The following is a 20,541-nucleotide window of genomic DNA, read 5'->3' as shown; positions in this document are numbered from 1 at the left end:
CTGGCGCATGGAGGCTGACGCTAGAAAGGTCAGGGTAATCGTGAGCAATTCAAGATCATTGAGCGTCCCGGCGCTCGGCGGCGAGCAGAGCCTCAACCGCTATCTTTCCGAAATCAAGAAGTTCCCCGTGCTGACGGCCGAGCAGGAATACATGCTCGCCAAGCGCTATGAGGAACACGAGGATTCGGACGCCGCGGCGCAGCTCGTCACCTCGCACCTGCGGCTCGTGGCCAAGATCGCCATGGGCTACCGCGGCTACGGCCTGCCGGTTTCGGATCTGATTTCCGAAGGCAATGTCGGGCTGATGCAGGGCGTCAAGAAATTCGAGGCCGATCGCGGCTTCCGGCTCGCCACCTATGCGATGTGGTGGATCAAGGCTTCGATCCAGGAATTCATCCTGCGAAGCTGGAGCCTGGTCAAGATGGGCACCACCGCCGCGCAGAAGAAGCTGTTCTTCAACCTGCGCCGGATGAAGAAGCAGCTCGAAGCGTACGAGGACAGCGACCTCCATCCCGACGATGTGACCACGATCGCGACCACGCTCGGCGTGCCCGAGCAGGAAGTGGTCAACATGAACCGCCGGATGATGATGGGCGGCGACGGCTCGCTCAACACGCCGATGCGCAATGGCGAGGATGGCTCGGGCGAATGGCTCGACTGGCTGACCGACGATCGTCCGCTGCAGGACGAAACGGTTGCCGAGGTGGAGGAAAAGACTGTCCGGCATGAAATGCTGGTCGAGGCGATGGACAGCCTCAACGATCGCGAGAAGCACATCCTCACCGAGCGTCGGCTGACCGACAACCCGCAGACGCTCGAGGAACTGAGCAAGGTCTACGACGTCAGCCGCGAGCGCATCCGTCAGATCGAGGTGCGGGCGTTCGAAAAACTTCAGAAGGCGATGAAGTCGATCGCCGGCGAGAGGCTGATGCCGGTAGCCGCCTGACCCACTAACGGTGTCGAATACCATTAAAAGGGCCACACATCATCGCGATGTGTGGCCCTTTCGCTATCTGGAGCTTCAGCGCGCGGCGAGCATATCCAGCAATTCGGCCTGATTGCCATTGGCCTCGGAATTGCGGAACGCCTTGACCGCAGAAACGCACACTTCGCTTGGCGTGGGATCCTGCATGAGCAGGCCCAGCGATTCCGCGATGAAATCGTCGAGCGGCATATATTGGTCTTGCTCGGACTGCCCTGGCGTCAACTCGGTCTGAACGCCGGGCGGCACGAGTTCGATCACCTCGACCGAACCTTCCAGACGTTTGCGCAACGACAGCGTGTAGGAATGCAGCGCCGCCTTGGTGGCTGAATATGTCGCCGCTTTGGGCAGAGGCACGAATGCGAGGCCTGAAGATACATTGATCAGTGCGGCATCTTCCGCAGCCTTCAGATGATCGACCAAGGCATCAGTCAAGCGGATCGGACCGAGCAAATTGATCACCACCACCTGTTCCGCATCGCTCAAATCACGAGCACCGTCGATGTCCTCGAACGGCATGATCCCGGCATTGTTCATCACCACGTTCAGCCGTGGGAAGCGTTCACGAAGTTCCTCGGCAAAAGCCACGATCTCTTCCGCATTTGCCACGTCCAGTTTCATCGCATGGATATTGTCGCGCCCCTGCGCCGTCTCTTCGAGGCTGGAAAGCGTCCGCCCCGCGACGATGACGGTGTTGCCCGCGTCGTGCCATTTGCGGGCATATTCGCGCCCGATGCCGCTGCCCCCGCCCGTAACCAGAATAGTGTTGCCGCTGTTTTTCATGCCAATCATCCCTTTTTTTCGCTTGGTGGCCCAACGCTGCGCGCAGGACTTTGGCCCTCAAACTTCGTCGCGGTTGCGCGCGAGGGCATACGATCCTAACCGGTCGCGATGATAGCCCGTGTCGCCACCTTCTTCGTCAAGCTGATCGTAGGCTTCGTTGCGTTGAGCCTGGCGGTGACGATTCTCTACAAATTCGTCCCCATTCCCGTCACTGCCACAATGCTGATGGACGAGAACGGTATCACCAAGGACTGGGAGTCGCTGGCTGACATCGACCCCAATCTCGTCCGCGCGGTGATCGCGGCGGAGGATGGCAAGTTCTGCACCCATGACGGCTTCGACCGCGAGGCGATCGAGACCGCGATTCGCCGCAACGCCGAAGGCGGGCGGATCCGCGGCGGTTCGACCATCAGCCAGCAGACCGCGAAGAACGTCTTCCTGTGGCAGGGTGGCGGTTTTGCCCGCAAGGGGGTCGAGGCGTGGTTCACGCTGCTGATCGAGCAGGTCTGGGGCAAGCGGCGGATCATGGAGGTCTATCTCAACGTCGCCGAGACGGGGATCGGGACCTACGGCGCGGAAGCCGGCGCACGACGCTATTTCAACAAGTCTGCCGCCGATCTCTCACCGCTGGAAGCGGCGCGGATGGCGGCGGCGCTGCCGCTGCCCAAGCAGCGTTCGGTGACCAATCCCTCGGGCTGGCTGCAGCGCCATGGCAACACCATCTCGGCACGCATCGGTGTGGTCTCGCGTGACGGGCTTGACGCCTGCGTTTACCAGTAGCGCCCATGAGCGCCGGTCACCCGCACAGCCACCACGGCGGGCATTCTCACGCAGGGCATGGGCATGGCCATGGCCACAGCCACGCCCCCGCCGATTTCGGCAACGCCTTCCTGATCGGCATCATCCTCAACACCGCTTTCGTCGCGATCGAGGCCACCTATGGCTGGCTATCGGGCTCGATGGCGCTGATCGCGGATGCCGGGCACAACCTCTCCGACGTGCTGGCGCTGATGCTCGCCTGGGCGGCCAGCGTGGCTGCCAAACGCCCGCCGACCGGGCGGTTCACCTATGGCTACAAGAGTTCCACGATCCTCGCAGCGCTTGCCAATGCTTCGCTGCTGCTGATCGCGGTGGGGGCGATCCTCTACGAAACGATCAACCGCATGGCCGAACCCGCGCCGGTGGAGGGGATGACAATGGTGGTGGTCGCGGGGATCGGGATCGCCATCAATGCGGGCACCGCGCTGCTGTTTCTGCGCGGGCGCGCCGACGATCTCAACATCCGCGGCGCCTTCCTGCATATGGTCGCCGATGCGCTGGTCAGTCTGGGCGTGGTGATCGCCGGGCTCGCGATCCTGTGGAGCGGCGCGGTGTGGATCGACCCGGCGGTGAGCCTGCTGATCGTGGTGGTGATCGCCTGGGGCACCTGGGGCCTGCTCAAGGACAGCGTGAAGATGAGCCTGCACGCGGTCCCGCCCGGCATTTCGGAAAGCGCAGTGCGCGACTATCTCGCCGGCCTGCCCGGGGTCGAGACGGTCCACGATCTGCACATCTGGCCGATGAGCACCACCGAGACCGCGCTGACAGCGCATCTGGTCATGCCCGGCGGCCATCCCGGCGATGATTTCCTGCGCGACATTGCCGCGGAGCTTGAGCATCGCCACCGCATCGGTCACACGACCGTGCAGGTGGAGCGCGACCGCGACTGCGCTACGGGCTGTTAGCTAGGCTATAGTACAAGCGAGCGGAGGCGCACCGGCACTTGCTTGCCGGCGCATCCCCACGCTCCAGAGGCTGGTCAGGCCGCTTCTTCCTTGTCCTTCTTGCCGCCATGGACCCGGACCGGATCCTTGCGCCCTTCAACCACATCCTTGTCGACCACGATCTCGGTGATCCCGTCCATGTCGGGCAGGTCGAACATCGTGTCGAGCAATATGCTCTCGACGATCGAACGCAGCCCGCGGGCGCCGGTCTTGCGGGCGATGGCGCGGTCGGCGATCGCCTTGAGCGCCTCGTCGGTGAAGGTCAGCTCGACATCTTCGATCTCGAACATCTTGGCGTATTGCTTGATCAGTGCGTTCTTGGGCTCGGTCAGGATCGTCACCAGCGCATCGACATCGAGATCGCGCAGCGTGGCGATCACCGGCAGACGGCCGACGAATTCGGGGATCAGCCCGAACTTCAGGAGATCCTCGGGCTCGCTCTTCTCGAGCAGCTCGCCGACGCGACGCTTGTCGGGATCAGCGACATGCGCGCCGAAGCCGATGCTGCGCTTCTGCAGCCGGTCGCCGATGATCTTCTCGAGGCCCGAAAAGGCACCGCCGCAGATAAACAGGATGTTGGTCGTGTCGACCTGGAGGAATTCCTGCTGCGGATGCTTGCGCCCGCCCTGCGGCGGAACGCTGGCAGTGGTGCCTTCCATCAGCTTGAGCAGCGCCTGCTGGACGCCCTCGCCCGACACGTCGCGGGTGATCGAGGGGTTTTCCGCCTTGCGGGTGATCTTGTCGATCTCGTCGATATAGACGATCCCGTGCTGCGCCTTCTCGACATTGTAATCGGACGACTGGAGCAGCTTGAGGATGATGTTCTCGACATCCTCGCCGACGTAGCCGGCCTCGGTCAGCGTGGTGGCATCAGCCATGGTGAAGGGCACGTCGAAGGTGCGCGCCAGCGTCTGCGCCAGCAGCGTCTTGCCACAGCCGGTCGGCCCGACCAGCAGGATGTTCGACTTCGCCAGCTCGACATCGCCCGACTTGCCGGCGTGCTTGAGGCGCTTGTAATGGTTGTGCACCGCGACCGAGAGGACGCGCTTGGCGCGGTCCTGCCCAATGACGTAATCATTGAGCGTCGCGAAGATTTCCGAAGGTGCGGGGATGTCCCCTTCCTTGCGCCCGGCGATGCCGGCCTTGGTCTCTTCGCGGATGATGTCGTTGCACAGCTCGACGCATTCATCGCAGATGAACACCGTTGGGCCCGCAATCAGCTTGCGCACCTCGTGCTGGGACTTGCCGCAAAAGCTGCAATACAGCGTCGACTTGCTATCGGTTCCGCTCAATTCGGTCATACCTAGATACTTCCCCGCCTGACCCAGCTGGTTGAATCGGTCCACAAGGACCGGACAGGTCGGTTTCCTTCATAAATGGTTCTAGCGCAACTGCCTTGCCGCAAGCTGAAGCAGCAAGGTTGCCAAAATGCTACGCTTTAGAGCTCGTTAAGCAATGGCGATCAGCTCGGAGCGCCGCCGCTGCCGGGCTTCTCGTCGCTTTCCTCGTTCTCGGGGCGCGTCTCGAACACCTTGTCGACAAGGCCGAAAGCCATGGCTTCGTCCGCTTCGAGGAAGGTGTCGCGATCCATCGCCTTCTCGATCTCCTCGAGGGTGCGGCCGGTATATTTCTCGTAGAGTTCGTTCATCCGCTTCTTGATGCGCAGGATCTCGCGCGCCTGGATCTCGATGTCCGAAGCCATGCCGCGCGCGCCGCCCGAGGGCTGGTGGACCATGATCCGCGCATTGGGCAGCGCGATCCGCATCCCCGGCTCGCCCGCTGCGAGCAGGAAGCTGCCCATGCTGGCGGCCTGGCCGAGGCACACTGTCGAGACGCGCGGCTTGATGTATTGCATGGTGTCGTGGATCGCCATGCCGGCAGTCACCACGCCGCCCGGCGAATTGATGTACATGCTGATCGGCTTGGAGGGGTTCTCGCTCTCGAGAAACAGCAGCTGCGCGGTGATCAGCGAGGCCATGCCGTCCTCGACCTGGCCGGTCACGAACACGATCCGCTCGCGCAGCAGGCGGCTGAAGATGTCGAAGCTGCGCTCGCCGCGGCTGGTCTGCTCGACCACCACCGGAACCAGTGCGCCGGTCACCGGGTCACGGGAAAACTGCCCCTGCGAGCCGTAGGTATCGCCAATTTGCGCGCTCAGATCGATCATACGGTGCGAATCCTGTCGTGAATGAATGAACCCGCTATGTCGCGACTGCGGGGGCGAATTCAAGGGGCTTAACCTTGTCTCCCCGGAGGAATGCGGAGAAGCCGCCTTCTCGGGGATCGAAGGAACGGTCCTGCCCCGCTTTAGGAGCGGATTCTCCGCCGGGATTTTGCGAATGGATCGCCGTACCGCCAGAGGTCACGCAAGTCGCCGCCCTCACTCTATATATTCGTGCCATTGCCGTGTGCAAAACCGACGCCACGAAATCAGGGTTCGCGCGTTGGTGTCCCATGACACAAAGAACCGTTCGATAATCCGTGGAATTTGACCCACGCATCATGATGTTCGTCATCTTCGGCCTCGGGCTGATGTTGGCGGTCACTCTGGAACGCTGGCTGGCCAGAGTGTGGATGTCGCTTCCCATCCTCTATGTCGGCGCGGGTTTCCTGCTCGCCTCGCTGCCGCTGCGGCTTCCGTTCTTCAATCCGGCATGGGACGGGTTCGACGCGCTGACGCTGGAGTATGTCACCGAATTCATCGTCATCGCCAGCCTCGCCGCAGCGGGGATCGCCATCGACCGGCCGGTGAGCTGGCGCAATTGGCGCCAGATATGGCCACTGCTCGTCGTTGCGATGCCGCTGACCATCATTGCGGTTGCGTTCTTTGGCTGGTGGGCGGTCGGGCTCGCGCCAGCCAGCGCGATCCTGCTCGGCGCGGCGCTGGCGCCCACCGATCCCGTGTTGGCGCGCAGCGTTCAGGTCGGCCCGCCGGGCGAAGGCAAGCGCCACGACGTCCGTTTCAGCCTGACCGTAGAAGCTGGCATCAACGACGGGCTGGCCTTCCCCTTCACCCATCTCGCGATCGCGGCGCTTGGGATGTCCGCACTGGGGGCATGGACGCTCGAATGGGCGGCCTTCGACCTCGTCTATCGGATCGCGGCAGGCGTCGCAGTGGGTTGGGGCATCGGCCGGGTTGGCGCCTGGTATGTGTTCGAACGCGAGGCTGACGCGCCGATCGACAAGGTCGAGGAAGCGGCGCCCAAATATTCGACCCGCGAAGGCCTTGTCGTGCTTGGCACGCTGCTGCTCGCCTATGGGTCGGCAGAGCTTGTCCATGGCTATGGGTTCCTTGCGGTCTTCGTCGCGGCGGTCACCGCGCGCCAGCGCGAGAACGCCAGCCGCTACCACAAGATCAGCCATCATTTCATCGACCAGATCGAACAGATCGTACTGGTCGCGGTCCTGCTCGGCTTCGGGGTCATGCTCGCCAGCGGTGTGCTCAACGCGCTCACTTGGCCCGCGGCGCTGCTGGCGCTGGCGCTGGTCTTCGTGATCCGTCCGCTATCCGGGTTGCTGGCCGAAAGCCGGTCCGACCTTCCGATGGCGGGGAAGGTGGCAATCGCCTTCCTCGGCGTGCGCGGGATGGGTTCGATCTACTACCTCGCCTATGGCCAGAACCACGGCGAGTTCGAGGGCCTGCCCCTGCTATGGGCTACGGTCAGTTTCGCGATCCTCGTGTCCATCGTGGTTCACGGGGTGCTGGCAGGGCCGCTCATCGCTTATGTCGAGGGCCGCAAGGCGCATATCCATATTGGGCAGAAGGAAGACATGGCGCATCTGACGCCGCGTCCGGCAGAGCCGACGGGCAAACAAGCCCGGCAGACCGATTGAGCCACGTCGCCGGCAGCTAGCAAGGGGCTCCAGCCAGAGAAAAGGGCGGCAAGGTCATCACGACCCGCCGCCCTTTTCCTATCTGCTCGTATCTGCGCGTTGCTGAATTATTTCTTGGCGACAGGTTTCTTGGCCGGGGCCTTCTTCGCGGGAGCCTTCTTCGCAGCAGGCTTCTCGGCGCCTTCCGTCTGGGCCGCTTCCTTCTTGGGGGCGGCTTTCTTTGCAGCGGCTTTCTTGGGGGCCGGCTGCTCGTCGTCAGCCGGCTTGTCGTCGCCCTTCTTCGCAGCAGCCTTTTTCGCCGGAGCCTTCTTGGCCGGGGCCTTCTTCTTGGCCGCGGGCTTCTTGGTTTCCTCGGAATCCTCGTCCGCTTCGATGGCCGCCTCGAGTTCCTCGCGGGTCACTTCGCGCTCGGTCACTTCGGCCTTGTCGAACAGGAAATCGACAACCTTGTCCTCATAGAGCGGCGCGCGCAGCTGGGCTGCGGCCATCGGCTCTTGCTGGACATACTGGATGAAGCGCTCGCGATCTTCGGCGCGGTATTGCTGCGCCGCCTGCTGGATCAGCATCGACATTTCCTGGCCGCTGACTTCGACGCCGTTGGACTGGCCGATCTCCGACAGCAGCAGGCCCAAACGCACGCGGCGTTCGGCGATGTGGCGGTAATCGTCCTTCTCGGCCTCGATCTCCTTCATCGCCTCGGCGGGATCGTCGGACTGCGACGCTTCCTGCTGGAGCTGCGCCCAGATCTGCTCGAACTCGGCATCGACCATGCCCTGCGGCACCGCGAAATCATGACCCGAAGCCAGCTGGTCGAGCAGCGCGCGCTTCATCTGCGTGCGGGTGAGACCGGCGGTCTCCTGCTCAAGCTGCGCGCGCAGCAGTTCCTTGAGCTTGTCGAGGCTCTCGAGGCCGAGGTTCTTGGCGAATTCGTCGTCGGCCTTGGTCTCGTCCTCGACCTTCACCTGCTGGACGGTGATGGCGAACTGGGCCGCCTTGCCCGCGAGATGCGGGGCCTGGTAATCTTCCGGGAAAGTGACCGTGATGGTCTTTTCGTCGCCGGTCTTGACCCCGGTGAGCTGCTCCTCGAAGCCGGGGATGAACTGGCCCGAGCCGATTACCAGCGGCGCGCCTTCGGCCTTGCCGCCTTCGAATTCGACTCCGTCGATGCTGCCGACGAAATCGATGATCAGCTGGTCGCCATCGGCCGCCTTCTTCGACTTGGCGGCGTCCTTATAGCTCTTGTTGTTCGCGGTCAGCTGGCCGATCGCCTCGTCGACCTGTTCGTCGGTCACGGGCACGGTCAGCTTTTCCAGCTTCAACCCGTCGACATCGGGGGTCTCGACCTTGGGCAGGATTTCGAGCTCGACCGTCAGTTCGACGTCCTTGCCTTGCTCGTAGGTCTCGTCGAGATCGATCTTGGGCTGCATCGCGGGGCGCAGCTGCTTCTCGCGCATCAGATTGTCGACCGATTCGCGAATCGTGTCGTTCATGACCTGCGCGTGCATCTGCTCGCCGTGCATCTTGCGCACCAGATTGGCGGGCACCTTACCGGGGCGGAAGCCGGGCATGCGGACCTGCGGGGCGAGCTTCTTGACCTCGGCGGAAACCCGCGCGTCGATGTCTTTGGCGGGGACCGTCAGCTTGTAGCCGCGCTTGAGGCCTTCGTTCGTCGTCTCGGTGATCTGCATGAATGGGTACTCTTGAATGGGTCTAACCGGTGCTGGGCGAGAGGCTGCCGGATGGCGACTGGTGCGGGCGAAGGGACTCGAACCCCCACATCTTTCGATACTGGTACCTAAAACCAGCGCGTCTACCAATTCCGCCACGCCCGCAACCCGAATGAAGCCGCGCGTCGACAGCCACGCCGCGCGTGTAGGCGCGTGCCTCTAATCGGATGCGCCAAAAAGGGCAAGCGCGGCGATAGGTGGAAGGAACGGTGCGGGCAGCTCCGCCGTTGGTAGTCAAAGGAAGGTGCTCAATGGCCGATTACGACACGCCCAAGACCCCGCCCGATACTCCGCCGGTGATCGATCCCGATGTCGATCCCAAATCCGCTGCGGAAATGGAAGAGGATGGCGAGACCGAGGGCGAGCCGCTCGGCCATCGCACCGACCAAAGCGAGATCGATACCGAGAGACCCGACCGAAAGGGCGACACCTCGCAACGTGCGATGCGGTCTGCCCCCCTCCTGCCCCCCGACTGAGGAATTCAAGCATGGCTACCCAACCCGACCCCTCCCCCGATACGATCGAACCCGGCGCCCCGAATGAAATGCCGCCCGCGAGCCCGCCCAACGAGGCGCCGATGCGCGAACCGCCCGAGATCACGCCGCTCCAGCCCGACACCGACAATCCCGGTCGCAATCCCGACGAGATATCGATCCCCGATTGATCCTGGAACGCGGGTACAACGATCCTGCAAGGCGATTGAACTTGCGGGACCCTGCGCTGCGTCTTAGGGGCGCGGGATGAGCGAAACAGCCAGCAACGATACCCCGCCCGACCGCCTTTCGGTGAACCCGCGCAGCGAATTTTTCGATGCCGAGCTGCTTAGGCGCGGCGTCGGCATTCGTTTCAAGGATTCCGTGCGCACCAATGTCGACGAATTCTGCGTCTCCGAAGGCTGGATTCGCGTTCAGGCGGGCAAGACCATGGATCGCAAGGGCAATCCGCTGACGATCAAGCTGACCGGTCCGGTCGAAGCCTGGTACGAGGATCTGGGCGAGAACCCGCCGGTCGCCAAGGCCGACTAGAGCGGATTTTTAGCGCCTCAGTTCGAGAATTCGTTGAAGGCGCTCAGGAACTGGCGCGAACTTTTGAGCCGGGTCGGCCCTTGCGCGACCCGCACCGGGGCGCTGCGCGTGCGGTCCGAATAGATGAAGCCCTCGACTGGCCATTCGGTTTTGCCCAGCCCTCCGAGCGGATGGTACCAGACGCGCACCGCGCTCCAGTCGTTGGCCGGCGAAACATCCACCGCCAGCACATCGCGCTCGATCTGGCCGCGGCGCCCGTCGATCGGCGACCAGTTGGCGTGATCGAGCAACACCCGGCGACCGTCGACGACCCTGCTGACCGTTGCGACATGGCCCAATTGCATCGAGCGATGCGGTCGGAACGCCAACACGGCCCCAACCTTCGGCGCATGCCCGGTCGCATAGCGGCCTTCGGCCTGCTGCCACCAGGTGTGCGCATCGCCGTAAATGCGGATTCCCGATACCTCGCGCGCATAGGGCACGCATTGCAGATAGGGGGCCAGCTCGGCACCGCGCGGGTCAAAGCCGAAATCGGCGGAAGATTGCGCCAGCGCGGGTGACGCTGCCAGCAGGGCGAGGGCGGTAAGGCCGAAGGCGATGGGTTTGCTCATGCGGCAAATTATTGCCGCATGGGCCTTGCAACATACCTTTCGAATGAGGTTAACCCGAATTCACCATCTTGCCAGCGCCCGGTCGGTCGCCGCCAAGCGCCGCGATATCCTTGCCAAATCGCGCAACAAGGGCCACCTGCCGGCGCGTCATGAAAACCCAATCAACCAAACCGACCGTGATCATAATCGGCCGCCCGAATGTCGGCAAGTCGACGCTGTTCAACCGGCTGGTCGGCAAGAAGCTGGCGCTGGTCGACGACCAGCCCGGTGTCACCCGCGACCGGCGGATGGGGGATGCCTCGCTGGCCGGTCTGGAATTCACCATCGTCGATACCGCGGGCTGGGAAGACGACGATCCCGCCAGCCTGCCCGGCCGGATGCGCAAGCAGACCGAAGTCAGCCTCGAAGGCGCCGATGCCGCGCTGCTGGTCGTCGATGCGCGCGCCGGACTGACCCCGCTCGACGAGGAAATCAGCCGCTGGCTGCGCGAGCAGCACCTTCCCGTGATCCTGGTCGCGAACAAGGCCGAAGGCCGCGCTGGCGAGGCAGGCGTGCTCGAATGCTACAATCTCGGCTTCGGCGAGCCGGTCGGGCTATCCGCCGAGCACGGCGACGGCATCGCGGATCTGTTCGCCGCGCTGTGGCCGATCATCGGCGAGAAGGCCGATGCGGCTGCCGAGCGGATCGAATATGTCGACGAGGACGAGGAGGTCACGCTCGGCCCGCTCAAGCTTGCCATCGTTGGTCGTCCCAATGCGGGCAAATCGACGCTGATCAACCGGCTGCTGGGCGAGGACCGCCTGCTGACCGGGCCGGAGGCCGGGATCACCCGCGACTCGATCGCGATCGATTACCAGTGGACCGACCCCAAGACCGGCGAACAGCGCGACATCCATCTGGTCGACACCGCGGGCATGCGCAAGCGCGCCAAGGTGCAAGACAAGCTGGAGAAGATGTCGGTCGCCGACGCCCACCGCGCGATCGATTTCGCCGAAGTCGTGGTGTTGCTGCTCGATGCGACGCAGGGGCTCGAGCATCAGGACCTCAAGATCGCCGACCGCGCGCTCCAGGAGGGCCGTGCACTCATGGTGGCGATCAACAAATGGGACATCGCCGAGGACGCCAGCGGACTGTTCAACGGCGTGCGCGCGGCGCTCGACGATGGCCTGGCGCAGGTCCGCGGTGTGCCGCTGCTCGCGGTCAGTGCCAAGACCGGCAAGGGGCTCGACACGATGCTCGGTGCCGCCTTCGATATTCGCGCCAGCTGGTCCAAGCGGGTTCCCACCGCCGCGCTCAACCGCTGGTTCGACGATGCGCTCGAAACCAACCCGCCACCCGCACCCAAGGGTCGGCGGATCAAGCTGCGCTATATCACGCAGGTCGGCACCCGCCCGCCGCGGTTCGTCATTTTCGGTACCAGGCTCGATGCGCTGCCGACCAGCTACGAACGCTATCTGGTCAATGGCATCCGCGCCAAGCTCGGTTTCGATGCGGTGCCGGTGCGCCTGACCCTCAAAAGCCCCAAGAACCCCTTCGTCAAAGATTAGCCTATGACGCTAGATCTCCTCACCGTCGGCGGCAGTTTCGCCTTCGATCTGCTCGAACGCACTGCGAGCACGCCACGCGTGCAGCAGATGGTGCAGCTCTCGCTCGCCCCAGCCTTCCTGCTCAGCGGGATCGGGGCGATCATGAACGTCATGATGAGCCGGCTCATCTGGGTCGCGCAACGGATCGAACGTATTGGGCGACGGATCGACAATGGCGAGGCCGGGACCGATGCGGGCGAACTGGCCTGGCTCGGGAGGCGGCGGCGCCAATCGCAATGGGCTCTGGTTTTCAGCACCGCCTCAGCCGTGACTATCAGCATCGTGATCGCCCTCCTGTTCGTCAGCGCCTATATCGAATCGCGGATCGGAACGGTCATTGCCGTTGCCTGGGTGATGACCATGAGCCTGCTGGTAACCGGCCTGTTGTTCTTCCTGTTCGAGACACGCCTCGCCGCCAAGGGACCGCCGCGTATCGCGCGCGACGAATGACCCGAGAAGTTTAACGCCGGAGCGGGAAGAGCCGTCCGTAAGTCAGGCACCGCCATAGCCATTCGAGCGGTCCGTAAGCGAAGCGATCGAGCCAGGGCTTGGACCAGGCGAGGATCAGCACCCAGACGGCCATCACGACGAGGAAATGCTGGGGGCGGTTGAGTTCGCCGAACAGCCCCCCGGCCCAGCCGTGGAAGACGAACAGCATCACCACCGAGGTCCCGATGTAATTGCTGAAAGCGGCACGCCCGGCAGCCGAAACGCGCTCGGCCAGCCAGCTGCTCGCGCGCGCACCCGCCAGCGACAGCAACGCCGCCAGCCCGAGCACCATCGGTAAATTCGCAAAGCCCGCCAGCCCGACGAAGGCCAGCATGGTGCCGAAGTAGGTCAGCCCTTCACTCACGGTCCACCAGGCGATCGCCGCCGACAGTGCGCCGCCGCCAAGCAGTCCGATCCAGCCCCAGCGCCGGACCTTGTGCGCCGCCATCCGGCCATCGAACAGACCCATTCGGTACAGCGCCATCCCGATCAGGATCAGCGGCAGAGTCTCGAATATGATCTGGAATACGAAGGTCAGCGGATCCGACCAGTGCTCGGCGAAATTATGCGCGATGAAGCCTGTGTAGTCGCCGGAGGAAATCAGCGCGGTCTCGGTTTCGCCATCGGCGATGCCATCGGTTTTCAGCAAGCGCATGTCGACCTGCGCAGCGGCGGTCTCGGCATCGGCCGGCTCCATCCGGTCGAAGCTGTACATGCCAGCGAACAGCGCGGCGAAGGCCAGCGCGCCGAGGAAATAGCCGAGCAGGCCCAGCACCAGCTGGTTGACCGGTTTCATCCGCACGAACAGCAACGCCGCAAAACCGCACAGCGCGTAACCGGTGAGGATGTCACCCTTCCAGATGAAGAAGAAATGGATCAGCCCGAACAGCAGCAGGAAGGCCAGCCGCCGTGCCTGCAACCCGCGCCCGCGTCCGCGCTCCCATGCCTTTTCGAGGAAGAGGTAGATCCCGGCGCCGAACAGCAGCGTAAACAGCCCGCGCATCTTGCCGTCGATCAGCACGAACTGGAGCGCCCACATCCAGCCGTCGGGATCGCCGGTCGGGACCAGGAACCCGCCGGGCCAGGTATAGGCCACCATCGGCTGGCCAAAGACGGTAATGTTCGCGGCGAGAATTCCCATGACCGCCAGCCCGCGGATAAAATCGAGGCTGGCGATGCGCTTGCCGCTCCCGGCGACCGGCCGTGGCTGATCCGGAGCGGCATTGACCCCGGCAGTTGGCTGGGCCGGAACGGCGGTGTCGGTCATGGTAATCCCCCTGGTGCCCAACCTTTAGCAAGCCTGACACGAAGGAGAAGGCGCTAAAACTCGTCTATTGGGTAACGAGGCAGTCCTGCCCGGCGGATTTCAGCGCGTTGCAGGCCTGCTGCGCCGCGGCGCGGCTGGCAAAACCGGCAGCCATCACCTTGGTCAGCCGGCCGGCGGGCTCCTTGACCAGCCGGGCGCCGGACAATGCTGGGCGGGTGCTCATCCGTTCGAGCAGACGATCGGCATTGCCCGCCTGCCCGAAGGCGCCGAGCTGGAGCTTCCACGGCCCGGTCATGGCGGAGCTGGCCGAAACTGTAGCGGGAATGGCGGCCGCCGGGTTCGGTGCGGCAACCTGTGCTACGGTGGTCCGGCTCGCACCCGGCACAGCTGTCGGTTGCGATCGTGGCAGCGTGTAATCCGCACCCGCTCGACCGGAAGCGACGGTGGTCACCGGCGCGGAGGTCGGCGCCGGCAGCACCATCGGCGGCTGCGGTTCGGCAGGAATGGGCTCTGGCGCCATCGCGGTCTGCACCGGGCCGCGTTCGAGATCGACCGTGGCGAGCTGCTGCGAGCGGGTGACGTTCGCTTGCGCATCGAGCCGCTGGGCGAGCACCTGCGCTTCCTCGCGCTGATCGAGCGGGATGTATTCGTCCATCTGCCCCAGCGCGGCGCGCGCCTGCGGCAGGCCGGTGCCGTTGGCAAGCGTCAGCAGAGCATAGGCGCGGACCCAGTCCTTCTCCACCAGATCGCCGTTGAAATGGGCGACGCCGACCAGATATTGCGCCCGCGGATCGCCGCGATCCGAGGCCGCGCGGACATAGGGCATCGCCTCTTCGCGGCGGCCGTCCTGAAACAGCAGCAGGCCGTAATTGTCGGCCGCCTTGACATGGCCCTGCGCCGCGGCGGCAGCGTAGAGCGCCTCGGCCTGTTGCGGATCGGCCTGGACCCCGCGCCCGAGGCGATAGGCCTGCGCCATGTTGAACTGGGCATCGGGATCGCCTTGCGCAGCCAGGCCGGACCACTCGCGCACCGCAGTGGCATAATCCCCTGCCGCCCAGGCATCGACACCCTGTTTCACATCGGCCAGCGCCGGGGTGGCAGCCGCCATCAACAGCCCGGCCAGCGCCAGGGCGCCCGCAGTCAGGCCGGTTCGTTTCGCTATCGGGTCGCGCATCGCCGTCTCCATGAATGTCATGCTTTCGCCTACGTTTACTCCGCTGAACATATAGTAAAACCCGCGTTAGCAAAATCTTGGCTGTGTTTCGAGCAAGCGGAGGGAGCGTTTTACCCGCCGGTGTTAACCCAAAATTGAGGGTAGTCTGCGAATTCTCTGCCGGTAACTCGCGTGTGGCGAGCGAATTCGACATCGATCTAGGGCGCAATCCAGGGGGACGAAGCCGTGCGAATACTGGCGTTGGCATCGCAAAAAGGCGGTTCGGGCAAGACAACCCTGTCCGGTCACATGGCCGTTCAGGCCCAGCGGGCGGGTGCCGGTCCGGTCGTTCTCATCGATATCGATCCGCAGGGCTCGCTGGCCGACTGGTGGAACGAGCGCGAAGCGGAATATCCCGCTTTTGCGCAAACCACCGTGGCGCGACTCGCCAGTGATCTCAACGTGTTGCGGCAGCAGGGCTTCAAGCTCGCGGTCATCGACACCCCACCCGCGATCACCATGGCGATCCAGTCGGTCATCGCGGTGGCCGAACTCATCGTCGTTCCCACCCGACCCAGCCCGCACGATCTGCGCGCCGTGGGTGCGACCGTCGATTTGTGCGAACGCGCCGGCAAGCCGCTGGTGTTCGTGGTCAACGGCGCGACGCCCAAGGCCAAGATCACTTCGGAAGCCGCGGTCGCGCTGTCGCAGCATGGCACCGTCGCCCCGATCACCCTGCACCACCGCACCGATTTCGCCGCCTCGATGATCGACGGGCGCACGGTGATGGAAGTGGACGAAAACAGCCGCAGCGCCGCCGAAGTGACCGCGCTGTGGAAATACGTTTCCGACCGACTGGAGAAGAATTTCCGCCGCACGATCTTCGCCGCGCCCAACCACCAGGCCCAGATGGCCGGTGCCCACCGACCCGCAGGCGGCTTCGGTCGCCGCGTGGCCCAGTAACCGGAAGGCTGCAGGAATACCGCCATGAGCGACACCGGTTTCGCCTCCCTTTCCTCCACGCTGCTGGCCCGCAAGGGCGGCGCACGCCCGGCCATGCGCCCGCAAAACGGCGCCCCGGGTCTGGTCGATGGCAAGGAAGCCGCCGCCAGCCTGGAAGATCTGGGCTGGAATGACATGGGCGAGGAACCGATCGTCAAAACACCGTCATCGGGCGGCGAGGTCATCTCGCTCTCCCCAGCAACCCGGGCCCCAGCAACCCGGGACGATACGCCGGAACACCAGGACAGTCCCGAACCCCTGCTGCAGCGCAAGGCGCACAGCCCGGTGCGCGACACGATCGAACGCATCGCCCAGAAACTGGAAACACCGATGGCGCGCACCGCCCCGGAATCTCAGCCCCGGCCCCAGCTCCCGAGGGCTGCAACCATCGGCAGCGGCAAACGCGCCGCTTTCACCCTGCGTCTCGATCAGCACCGTCATCTCAAGCTGCGTCTCGCCTGTGCGGTAAAAGGGCGCAGCGCCCAGCAACTCGTGACCGAGGCGCTCGACGCGCTGCTGTCCGAAATGCCCGACATCGACCATCTCGCCGCGCAGGTGAAGCGCGATTGACCTTTGCCGTATATCCAGACCCTCAGGAGGGGTAGAATGAGCAAGACGATCACAGCGAAAAGCAACCGGATGATGGGCCTGGCCCTGACGACGGCGCTTGCGACGGTAGCCCTGTCGGGTTGCACCGCCAATGTCGCGCCCCCGGCGCAGGCTTCCACGGCGAAGGCGCAGGATGCGCTTGCCAAGGGCAATGGCGACCGAGCCGTCACCCATGCCGAGGCCGCCGTCCTGGCGACCCCGCGCGACACCGCAGCCCGCACGCTGCTGGGCACCGCCTATATCGAGGCGGGCCGGTTCCAGTCCGCCGCGACCACGTTGGCCGAAGCGGTCGCGCTGGGGGACAGTTCCTCGGGCACTCTCACCCGGCTTGCACTGGCGCAGATCGCCGCCGGCCAGCAGGCCGCCGCGCTCGCCACGCTGAGCCGCCACATGGATGCGCTCGATCCAGCCGATTATGGCCTTGCCATCGCGCTGGCCGGTCGTCCGCAGGAAGCCGTGCATGTGCTCGGCAACCTTCTGCGCAACGGCACCAACACGATGAAGGTGCGCCAGAACCTTGCCTATAGCCTCGCGCTGCAGGGCGATTGGCGCAACGCCCGTATCATGGCCGCCGAAGACGTCCCCGCCGACAAGCTGGGCGACACGATGAGCAAGTGGGCGGTCCTTTCGGCGCCGGAAATGTTCCAGCGCCGGATCGCCGACCTGCTCAGCGTGAAGATGGTCCAGGATCCGGGCCAGCCTTCCATGCTGGCGCTGCATAATTTCGACAGCGTCGAACAGCTTGCCGCCGAGAACTTGGTGCCGAACGGACCTGCAGCTCCCGCCCCGAGTCGCGATTTTGCCAGCAGCTTCGGCAATGGGGAACTTCCGCCGGTGTCTCAGGCGCCGGTGTCTCAGGCAGATCGCCCGGCGCTGGCGATGAGCACACCCGCCCAGCGCACGGTTCCGAGCTCCGCCTCGGCAGAAGCGATTTCCGCAGCCTCGCCGGACGCTCGCTTCGTCAGCCGCGAAGTGGTTCAAGGCATTCCCGCAAGGACGCGGTCGGTGACCCCGGTCGCCCGCCCGGTCGCCCAGCCCAAGGCTCCTGCTGCCAGGCCCGCACTCGCGATGGCCTCGGGCGACTACCGCGTACAGCTCGGCTCGTATTTCTCGATGTCCGATGCCCAGACGGCCTGGAAAGTCTTCCTCAAACGCCATCCGGAGATCGACGGCGCGGAGAAGGTCATCACCAAGGCCAACGTCAAGGGCAAGATCTATTACCGCGTCGCGGCCGGAGGTTTCGCCAAAAGCTCGGCGCAGGGCCTGTGCCAGTCGGTCAAGAGCGGCGGCGCGGGCTGCATCGCCTATGCCGCAAGCAATCCGCTCCCCGGAACGATCGACAACAATGTCCGGGTAGCGACACGCTGAATTCGAGCCGCTAGAATGAGAAAACCCCTCTCCACTTCGGGAGGGGTTTTCCGTTTCTGCTAGCCGCCGATCCGCATTCCGCCCTTGAACAGCGCGGTCACCCGCCCCTGCGTCGGTTGGCGGTCGAAAGGCGTATTGCCAGCGGTCGCCGCCATCTTGCCGCTGTCGATGATCCATGGCTTCTCGGGATCGATCAGCGCGATATCGGCCTCGTAGCCTGCGACCAGCGCCCCCGCCTCGACATCCAGCAACCGGGCGGGTGTCGTCGCGACCAGATCGAAGGCGCGCGCCATGTCGATCGTGCCGTCGCGCACCAGCGTCAGAACCATCGCCAGCAGCGTTTCCGCGCCAGCCATGCCCGGGGCGGCATCGGCAAAGGGCAGGCGCTTTTGCTCCGGCCCGCGCGGATCGTGGCCGCTGGCGATCACATCGATCGTCCCGTCGGCGATTGCCGCGATCACCGCCTGGCGGTCGTCCTCGATCCGGAGCGGCGGCGACAGCCGCATGAAACTGCGGAACTCTGCCGTGGCCAGATCCGACAGCATGAAATGGGCCGGGGTCACCCCGGCGGTGATGCGCAACCCGCGCGCCTTTGCCGCGCGCACCAGATCAAGCCCGGCGCGGGTGGTCACCTGACGAAAATGCACCCTCGCCCCGGCCATCTCGGCCAGCGCGATATCGCGCGCCAGCGCCAGCGCCTCGGCCTCGGCCGGTGCGCTCGGCAGACCGAGGCGAGTCGCCATCTCGCCCGCGGTGGCGACCGCATCGCCCGCCAGCGCGCCATCCTCGGCGTGTGCGACGACGGTCAGATCGAGCATGGCGGCGTATTGCAGCAGCCGCAGCATTGCACCGGTATCGGCGATCCAGCGCCGCCCGGTGGCGATCCCGCGCGCGCCCGCTTCGCGCATCAGCCCGATCTCTGCCAGTTGCGTGCCCTCGAGCCCGCGGGTCGCGGCGGCCAGCGGGTGGACCCAGAAATCGGGCTTGCCGCTCTTGGCGATATACGCGACCCGGCTGGGCAGATCGAGCGGCGGCGACTGGTCGGGCATCAGCGCTGCGCGGGTTATCCCGCCGAAATGGAACGCCGGCTTGTCGACCGCGAAAACGCCGTAATCGACCAGCCCGGGCGCGACCAGCCGACCTTTCGCCTCGACGATCTCGTCGCCATCCTCGGGCGCGATATCGCCCAGGCTGGCGATCCGGCCATCGACCAGCCGGACCGCGCCATCGCGCACGCCATCGGCGAGGACAAGCCGCCCCCCGGTGATCGTCAGCGGCACATTCTGCTTCATAACGCCCAGCCCTCGACGCCGCGGGCGCTGCGGGTCAGCACATCGAGACAGGTCATGCGGATCGCGACCCCCATCTCGACCTGCCTCGTGATCAGCGAACGATCGACCAGGTCGGCCACGTCGCTGTCGATCTCGACGCCGCGGTTCATGGGTCCAGGATGCATCACCAACGCCTCGGGGGCGGCGGCATCCAGGCGCTTCTTGGTCAGTCCGTAAAGATGGTGGTATTCGCGCTCGGACGGAATGAACTGGCCGCTCATCCGCTCGTTTTGCAGGCGCAGCATCATCACCACATCGGCGCCCGCCAGCGCTGCGTCGAAATCGTGGAACACCTGCGCGCCGATCGCCTCGACCCCCGGCGGCATCAGCGGCGGCGGCGCACACAGCCGCACGCTGGCGCCCAGCGCCTGGAGGCACAGCAGGTTCGATCGCGCGACCCGGCTATGCATGATATCGCCGCAGATCACCACGGTCAGGCCGGTGAAATCCTCGCTCGGCTCCCCCCGGTCGCTCAGCGCCTCGCGCAGCGCCAGCGCGTCGAGCAGCGCCTGCGTCGGGTGTTCGTGCTGGCCGTCGCCGGCGTTGAGCACCGGGCAATCGACCTTGCTGGCGATCAGCTGGGTCGCCCCGCTCGAGCCGTGGCGGATCACGATCGCATCGGCGTTCATCGCGTTCAAGGTGATCGCGGTATCGATCAGCGTCTCGCCCTTCTTCACCGAGCTTTGCGCGGCGTGCATATTGACCACATCCGCGCCCAGCCGCTTGCCCGCGATCTCGAACGACAGCAGCGTCCGGGTGGAATTCTCGAAGAAGGCGTTGATGATCGTCAGCCCCGCCAGCGCATCGTGATGCTTGTTCGGGCGGCGGTTGAGTTCGACCCATTGTTCCGCCTCGTCGAGCAGGTACAGGATCTCGTGGCGCTCGAGCTGGCCGATGCCGGTCAGGTCGCGATGCGGAAAGGCTTGTCGGCCCGCAGGATAGCGGCCGGAAGCGATGCGGGGCGGCGACGATGTCATTAAAGCCAAGCCCCTAGTCGAGCTCCATCACCCG

General features: G+C 64.7%; 21 protein-coding genes and 1 tRNA gene. 12 read left to right on the top strand and 10 right to left on the bottom strand.

Features of this window, described 5'->3' with window-relative positions:
* Positions 1-7: 7 nt before the first annotated feature.
* Complete coding sequence (rpoH, locus tag A9995_RS10270; protein ID WP_199797247.1) at positions 8-946, top strand: RNA polymerase sigma factor RpoH; 939 nt, start codon at positions 8-10, stop codon at positions 944-946.
* A gap of 75 nt (positions 947-1,021) precedes the next feature.
* Here the strand turns inward: rpoH and A9995_RS10265 are convergent, their stop codons facing one another.
* The gene (locus A9995_RS10265; RefSeq protein ID WP_067612450.1) at positions 1,022-1,765 is read right to left on the bottom strand and encodes an SDR family oxidoreductase; all 744 of its coding nucleotides are present in this window, start codon (positions 1,763-1,765) and stop codon (positions 1,022-1,024) included.
* Positions 1,766-1,873: 108 nt separating this feature from the next.
* Between A9995_RS10265 and mtgA the strand changes: the two genes are divergently transcribed.
* Together mtgA and A9995_RS10255 are read left to right on the top strand one after the other, a co-directional pair.
* A complete protein-coding gene (mtgA, locus tag A9995_RS10260) occupies positions 1,874-2,545 on the top strand; it encodes a monofunctional biosynthetic peptidoglycan transglycosylase (protein ID WP_067612445.1) in 672 nt (223 codons plus the stop codon).
* Positions 2,546-2,550: 5 nt separating this feature from the next.
* Entirely contained in the window at positions 2,551-3,489 is a 939-nt protein-coding gene (locus A9995_RS10255; protein ID WP_067612442.1) for a cation diffusion facilitator family transporter, read from the top strand.
* A 74-nt stretch (positions 3,490-3,563) separates the two neighbouring features.
* Here A9995_RS10255 and clpX read toward each other — a convergent pair whose 3' ends face one another.
* Positions 3,564-4,829, bottom strand: a complete 1,266-nt coding sequence (clpX, locus tag A9995_RS10250) for an ATP-dependent Clp protease ATP-binding subunit ClpX (RefSeq protein ID WP_067612440.1) — start codon at positions 4,827-4,829, stop codon at positions 3,564-3,566.
* Between the two features lie 161 nt (positions 4,830-4,990).
* Positions 4,991-5,695: an ATP-dependent Clp protease proteolytic subunit gene (locus A9995_RS10245; protein WP_067612434.1), complete on the bottom strand. Its 705-nt coding sequence runs from the start codon at positions 5,693-5,695 to the stop codon at positions 4,991-4,993.
* 314 nt (positions 5,696-6,009) lie between these two features.
* Between A9995_RS10245 and A9995_RS10240 the strand changes: the two genes are divergently transcribed.
* Positions 6,010-7,362, top strand: a complete 1,353-nt coding sequence (locus A9995_RS10240; RefSeq protein ID WP_233998164.1) for a sodium:proton antiporter — start codon at positions 6,010-6,012, stop codon at positions 7,360-7,362.
* Between the two features lie 107 nt (positions 7,363-7,469).
* Here the strand turns inward: A9995_RS10240 and tig are convergent, their stop codons facing one another.
* On the bottom strand, positions 7,470-9,050 hold the full coding sequence (gene tig / locus A9995_RS10235; protein ID WP_067612428.1) for a trigger factor: 1,581 nt from the start codon (positions 9,048-9,050) through the stop codon (positions 7,470-7,472).
* 59 nt (positions 9,051-9,109) lie between these two features.
* Positions 9,110-9,194 (bottom strand) — tRNA-Leu (locus A9995_RS10230).
* A gap of 146 nt (positions 9,195-9,340) precedes the next feature.
* On the opposite strand from A9995_RS10230, the gene A9995_RS10225 reads away from it, so the two are divergent.
* The 3 genes from A9995_RS10225 to A9995_RS10220 all read left to right on the top strand — a co-directional run bounded on the left by A9995_RS10225 (position 9,341) and on the right by A9995_RS10220 (position 10,114).
* The gene (locus A9995_RS10225; RefSeq protein ID WP_067612425.1) at positions 9,341-9,565 is read left to right on the top strand and encodes a hypothetical protein; all 225 of its coding nucleotides are present in this window, start codon (positions 9,341-9,343) and stop codon (positions 9,563-9,565) included.
* Positions 9,566-9,576: 11 nt separating this feature from the next.
* Positions 9,577-9,753 carry a hypothetical protein gene (locus tag A9995_RS17070; RefSeq protein ID WP_168157382.1) on the top strand — a complete coding sequence of 59 codons (177 nt, stop codon included), beginning with the start codon at positions 9,577-9,579 and terminating at the stop codon, positions 9,751-9,753.
* A 76-nt stretch (positions 9,754-9,829) separates the two neighbouring features.
* Positions 9,830-10,114 (top strand): DUF3297 family protein, encoded by a 285-nt coding sequence (locus tag A9995_RS10220; RefSeq protein WP_067612424.1) that lies wholly within the window; start codon positions 9,830-9,832, stop codon positions 10,112-10,114.
* A gap of 17 nt (positions 10,115-10,131) precedes the next feature.
* On the opposite strand, the gene A9995_RS10215 is transcribed toward A9995_RS10220, so the two are convergent.
* Complete coding sequence (locus tag A9995_RS10215) at positions 10,132-10,725, bottom strand: CHAP domain-containing protein (RefSeq protein ID WP_082992630.1); 594 nt, start codon at positions 10,723-10,725, stop codon at positions 10,132-10,134.
* A 149-nt stretch (positions 10,726-10,874) separates the two neighbouring features.
* Here A9995_RS10215 and der point away from each other — a divergent pair, with 149 nt between their 5' ends.
* Positions 10,875-12,272, top strand: a complete 1,398-nt coding sequence (gene der / locus A9995_RS10210) for a ribosome biogenesis GTPase Der (RefSeq protein WP_067612421.1) — start codon at positions 10,875-10,877, stop codon at positions 12,270-12,272.
* 3 nt (positions 12,273-12,275) lie between these two features.
* Positions 12,276-12,761, top strand: coding sequence for a DUF2721 domain-containing protein (locus tag A9995_RS10205; RefSeq protein WP_082992629.1), 486 nt, complete (start codon positions 12,276-12,278; stop codon positions 12,759-12,761).
* 10 nt (positions 12,762-12,771) lie between these two features.
* Here A9995_RS10205 and A9995_RS10200 read toward each other — a convergent pair whose 3' ends face one another.
* Entirely contained in the window at positions 12,772-14,067 is a 1,296-nt protein-coding gene (locus A9995_RS10200) for a DUF418 domain-containing protein (RefSeq protein WP_067612419.1), read from the bottom strand.
* Positions 14,068-14,131: 64 nt separating this feature from the next.
* A complete protein-coding gene (locus tag A9995_RS10195) occupies positions 14,132-15,241 on the bottom strand; it encodes an SPOR domain-containing protein (RefSeq protein ID WP_067612675.1) in 1,110 nt (369 codons plus the stop codon).
* Positions 15,242-15,466: 225 nt separating this feature from the next.
* Between A9995_RS10195 and A9995_RS10190 the strand changes: the two genes are divergently transcribed.
* The 3 genes from A9995_RS10190 to A9995_RS10180 are packed head-to-tail and all read left to right on the top strand — an operon-like array spanning position 15,467 to position 18,199.
* Entirely contained in the window at positions 15,467-16,183 is a 717-nt protein-coding gene (locus A9995_RS10190; RefSeq protein ID WP_067612417.1) for a ParA family protein, read from the top strand.
* A gap of 24 nt (positions 16,184-16,207) precedes the next feature.
* Positions 16,208-16,792 carry a hypothetical protein gene (locus A9995_RS10185; RefSeq protein ID WP_067612415.1) on the top strand — a complete coding sequence of 195 codons (585 nt, stop codon included), beginning with the start codon at positions 16,208-16,210 and terminating at the stop codon, positions 16,790-16,792.
* A 36-nt stretch (positions 16,793-16,828) separates the two neighbouring features.
* Positions 16,829-18,199, top strand: a complete 1,371-nt coding sequence (locus tag A9995_RS10180; RefSeq protein WP_082992628.1) for an SPOR domain-containing protein — start codon at positions 16,829-16,831, stop codon at positions 18,197-18,199.
* A 59-nt stretch (positions 18,200-18,258) separates the two neighbouring features.
* On the opposite strand, the gene A9995_RS10175 is transcribed toward A9995_RS10180, so the two are convergent.
* Together A9995_RS10175 and A9995_RS10170 are read right to left on the bottom strand one after the other, a co-directional pair.
* Positions 18,259-19,491 (bottom strand): dihydroorotase family protein, encoded by a 1,233-nt coding sequence (locus A9995_RS10175; RefSeq protein WP_067612409.1) that lies wholly within the window; start codon positions 19,489-19,491, stop codon positions 18,259-18,261.
* Positions 19,488-20,507 carry an aspartate carbamoyltransferase catalytic subunit gene (locus A9995_RS10170; RefSeq protein ID WP_067612408.1) on the bottom strand — a complete coding sequence of 340 codons (1,020 nt, stop codon included), beginning with the start codon at positions 20,505-20,507 and terminating at the stop codon, positions 19,488-19,490. Before A9995_RS10170 ends, A9995_RS10175 begins: the two co-directional genes overlap by 4 nt.
* Positions 20,508-20,541 lie beyond the last annotated feature (34 nt).

The organism is Erythrobacter sp. QSSC1-22B (assembly GCF_001678665.1).
Taxonomy (GTDB): Bacteria; Pseudomonadota; Alphaproteobacteria; order Sphingomonadales; family Sphingomonadaceae; genus Qipengyuania.
Note: the sequence above shows the minus strand (reverse complement) of the source record. Positions and strands in the feature narration are given on the sequence as shown.

Excerpts from the sequence above, each read along its gene's own strand:
- A9995_RS10225 (WP_067612425.1), top strand. The coding sequence starts at position 9,341 with ATGGCCGATTACGACACGCCCAAGACCCCGCCCGATACTCCGCCGGTG.
- A9995_RS10205 (WP_082992629.1), top strand. The coding sequence starts at position 12,276 with ATGACGCTAGATCTCCTCACCGTCGGCGGCAGTTTCGCCTTCGATCTG.
- A9995_RS10185 (WP_067612415.1), top strand. The coding sequence starts at position 16,208 with ATGAGCGACACCGGTTTCGCCTCCCTTTCCTCCACGCTGCTGGCCCGC.
- der (WP_067612421.1), top strand. The coding sequence starts at position 10,875 with ATGAAAACCCAATCAACCAAACCGACCGTGATCATAATCGGCCGCCCG.
- A9995_RS10245 (WP_067612434.1), bottom strand. The coding sequence starts at position 5,695 with ATGATCGATCTGAGCGCGCAAATTGGCGATACCTACGGCTCGCAGGGG.
- A9995_RS10195 (WP_067612675.1), bottom strand. The coding sequence starts at position 15,241 with ATGCGCGACCCGATAGCGAAACGAACCGGCCTGACTGCGGGCGCCCTG.
- A9995_RS10200 (WP_067612419.1), bottom strand. The coding sequence starts at position 14,067 with ATGACCGACACCGCCGTTCCGGCCCAGCCAACTGCCGGGGTCAATGCC.
- A9995_RS10220 (WP_067612424.1), top strand. The coding sequence starts at position 9,830 with ATGAGCGAAACAGCCAGCAACGATACCCCGCCCGACCGCCTTTCGGTG.
- A9995_RS10170 (WP_067612408.1), bottom strand. The coding sequence starts at position 20,507 with ATGACATCGTCGCCGCCCCGCATCGCTTCCGGCCGCTATCCTGCGGGC.
- A9995_RS10265 (WP_067612450.1), bottom strand. The coding sequence starts at position 1,765 with ATGAAAAACAGCGGCAACACTATTCTGGTTACGGGCGGGGGCAGCGGC.
- A9995_RS10180 (WP_082992628.1), top strand. The coding sequence starts at position 16,829 with ATGAGCAAGACGATCACAGCGAAAAGCAACCGGATGATGGGCCTGGCC.
- tig (WP_067612428.1), bottom strand. The coding sequence starts at position 9,050 with ATGCAGATCACCGAGACGACGAACGAAGGCCTCAAGCGCGGCTACAAG.
- A9995_RS10255 (WP_067612442.1), top strand. The coding sequence starts at position 2,551 with ATGAGCGCCGGTCACCCGCACAGCCACCACGGCGGGCATTCTCACGCA.
- A9995_RS17070 (WP_168157382.1), top strand. The coding sequence starts at position 9,577 with ATGGCTACCCAACCCGACCCCTCCCCCGATACGATCGAACCCGGCGCC.
- clpX (WP_067612440.1), bottom strand. The coding sequence starts at position 4,829 with ATGACCGAATTGAGCGGAACCGATAGCAAGTCGACGCTGTATTGCAGC.
- rpoH (WP_199797247.1), top strand. The coding sequence starts at position 8 with ATGGAGGCTGACGCTAGAAAGGTCAGGGTAATCGTGAGCAATTCAAGA.
- mtgA (WP_067612445.1), top strand. The coding sequence starts at position 1,874 with ATGATAGCCCGTGTCGCCACCTTCTTCGTCAAGCTGATCGTAGGCTTC.
- A9995_RS10175 (WP_067612409.1), bottom strand. The coding sequence starts at position 19,491 with ATGAAGCAGAATGTGCCGCTGACGATCACCGGGGGGCGGCTTGTCCTC.
- A9995_RS10215 (WP_082992630.1), bottom strand. The coding sequence starts at position 10,725 with ATGAGCAAACCCATCGCCTTCGGCCTTACCGCCCTCGCCCTGCTGGCA.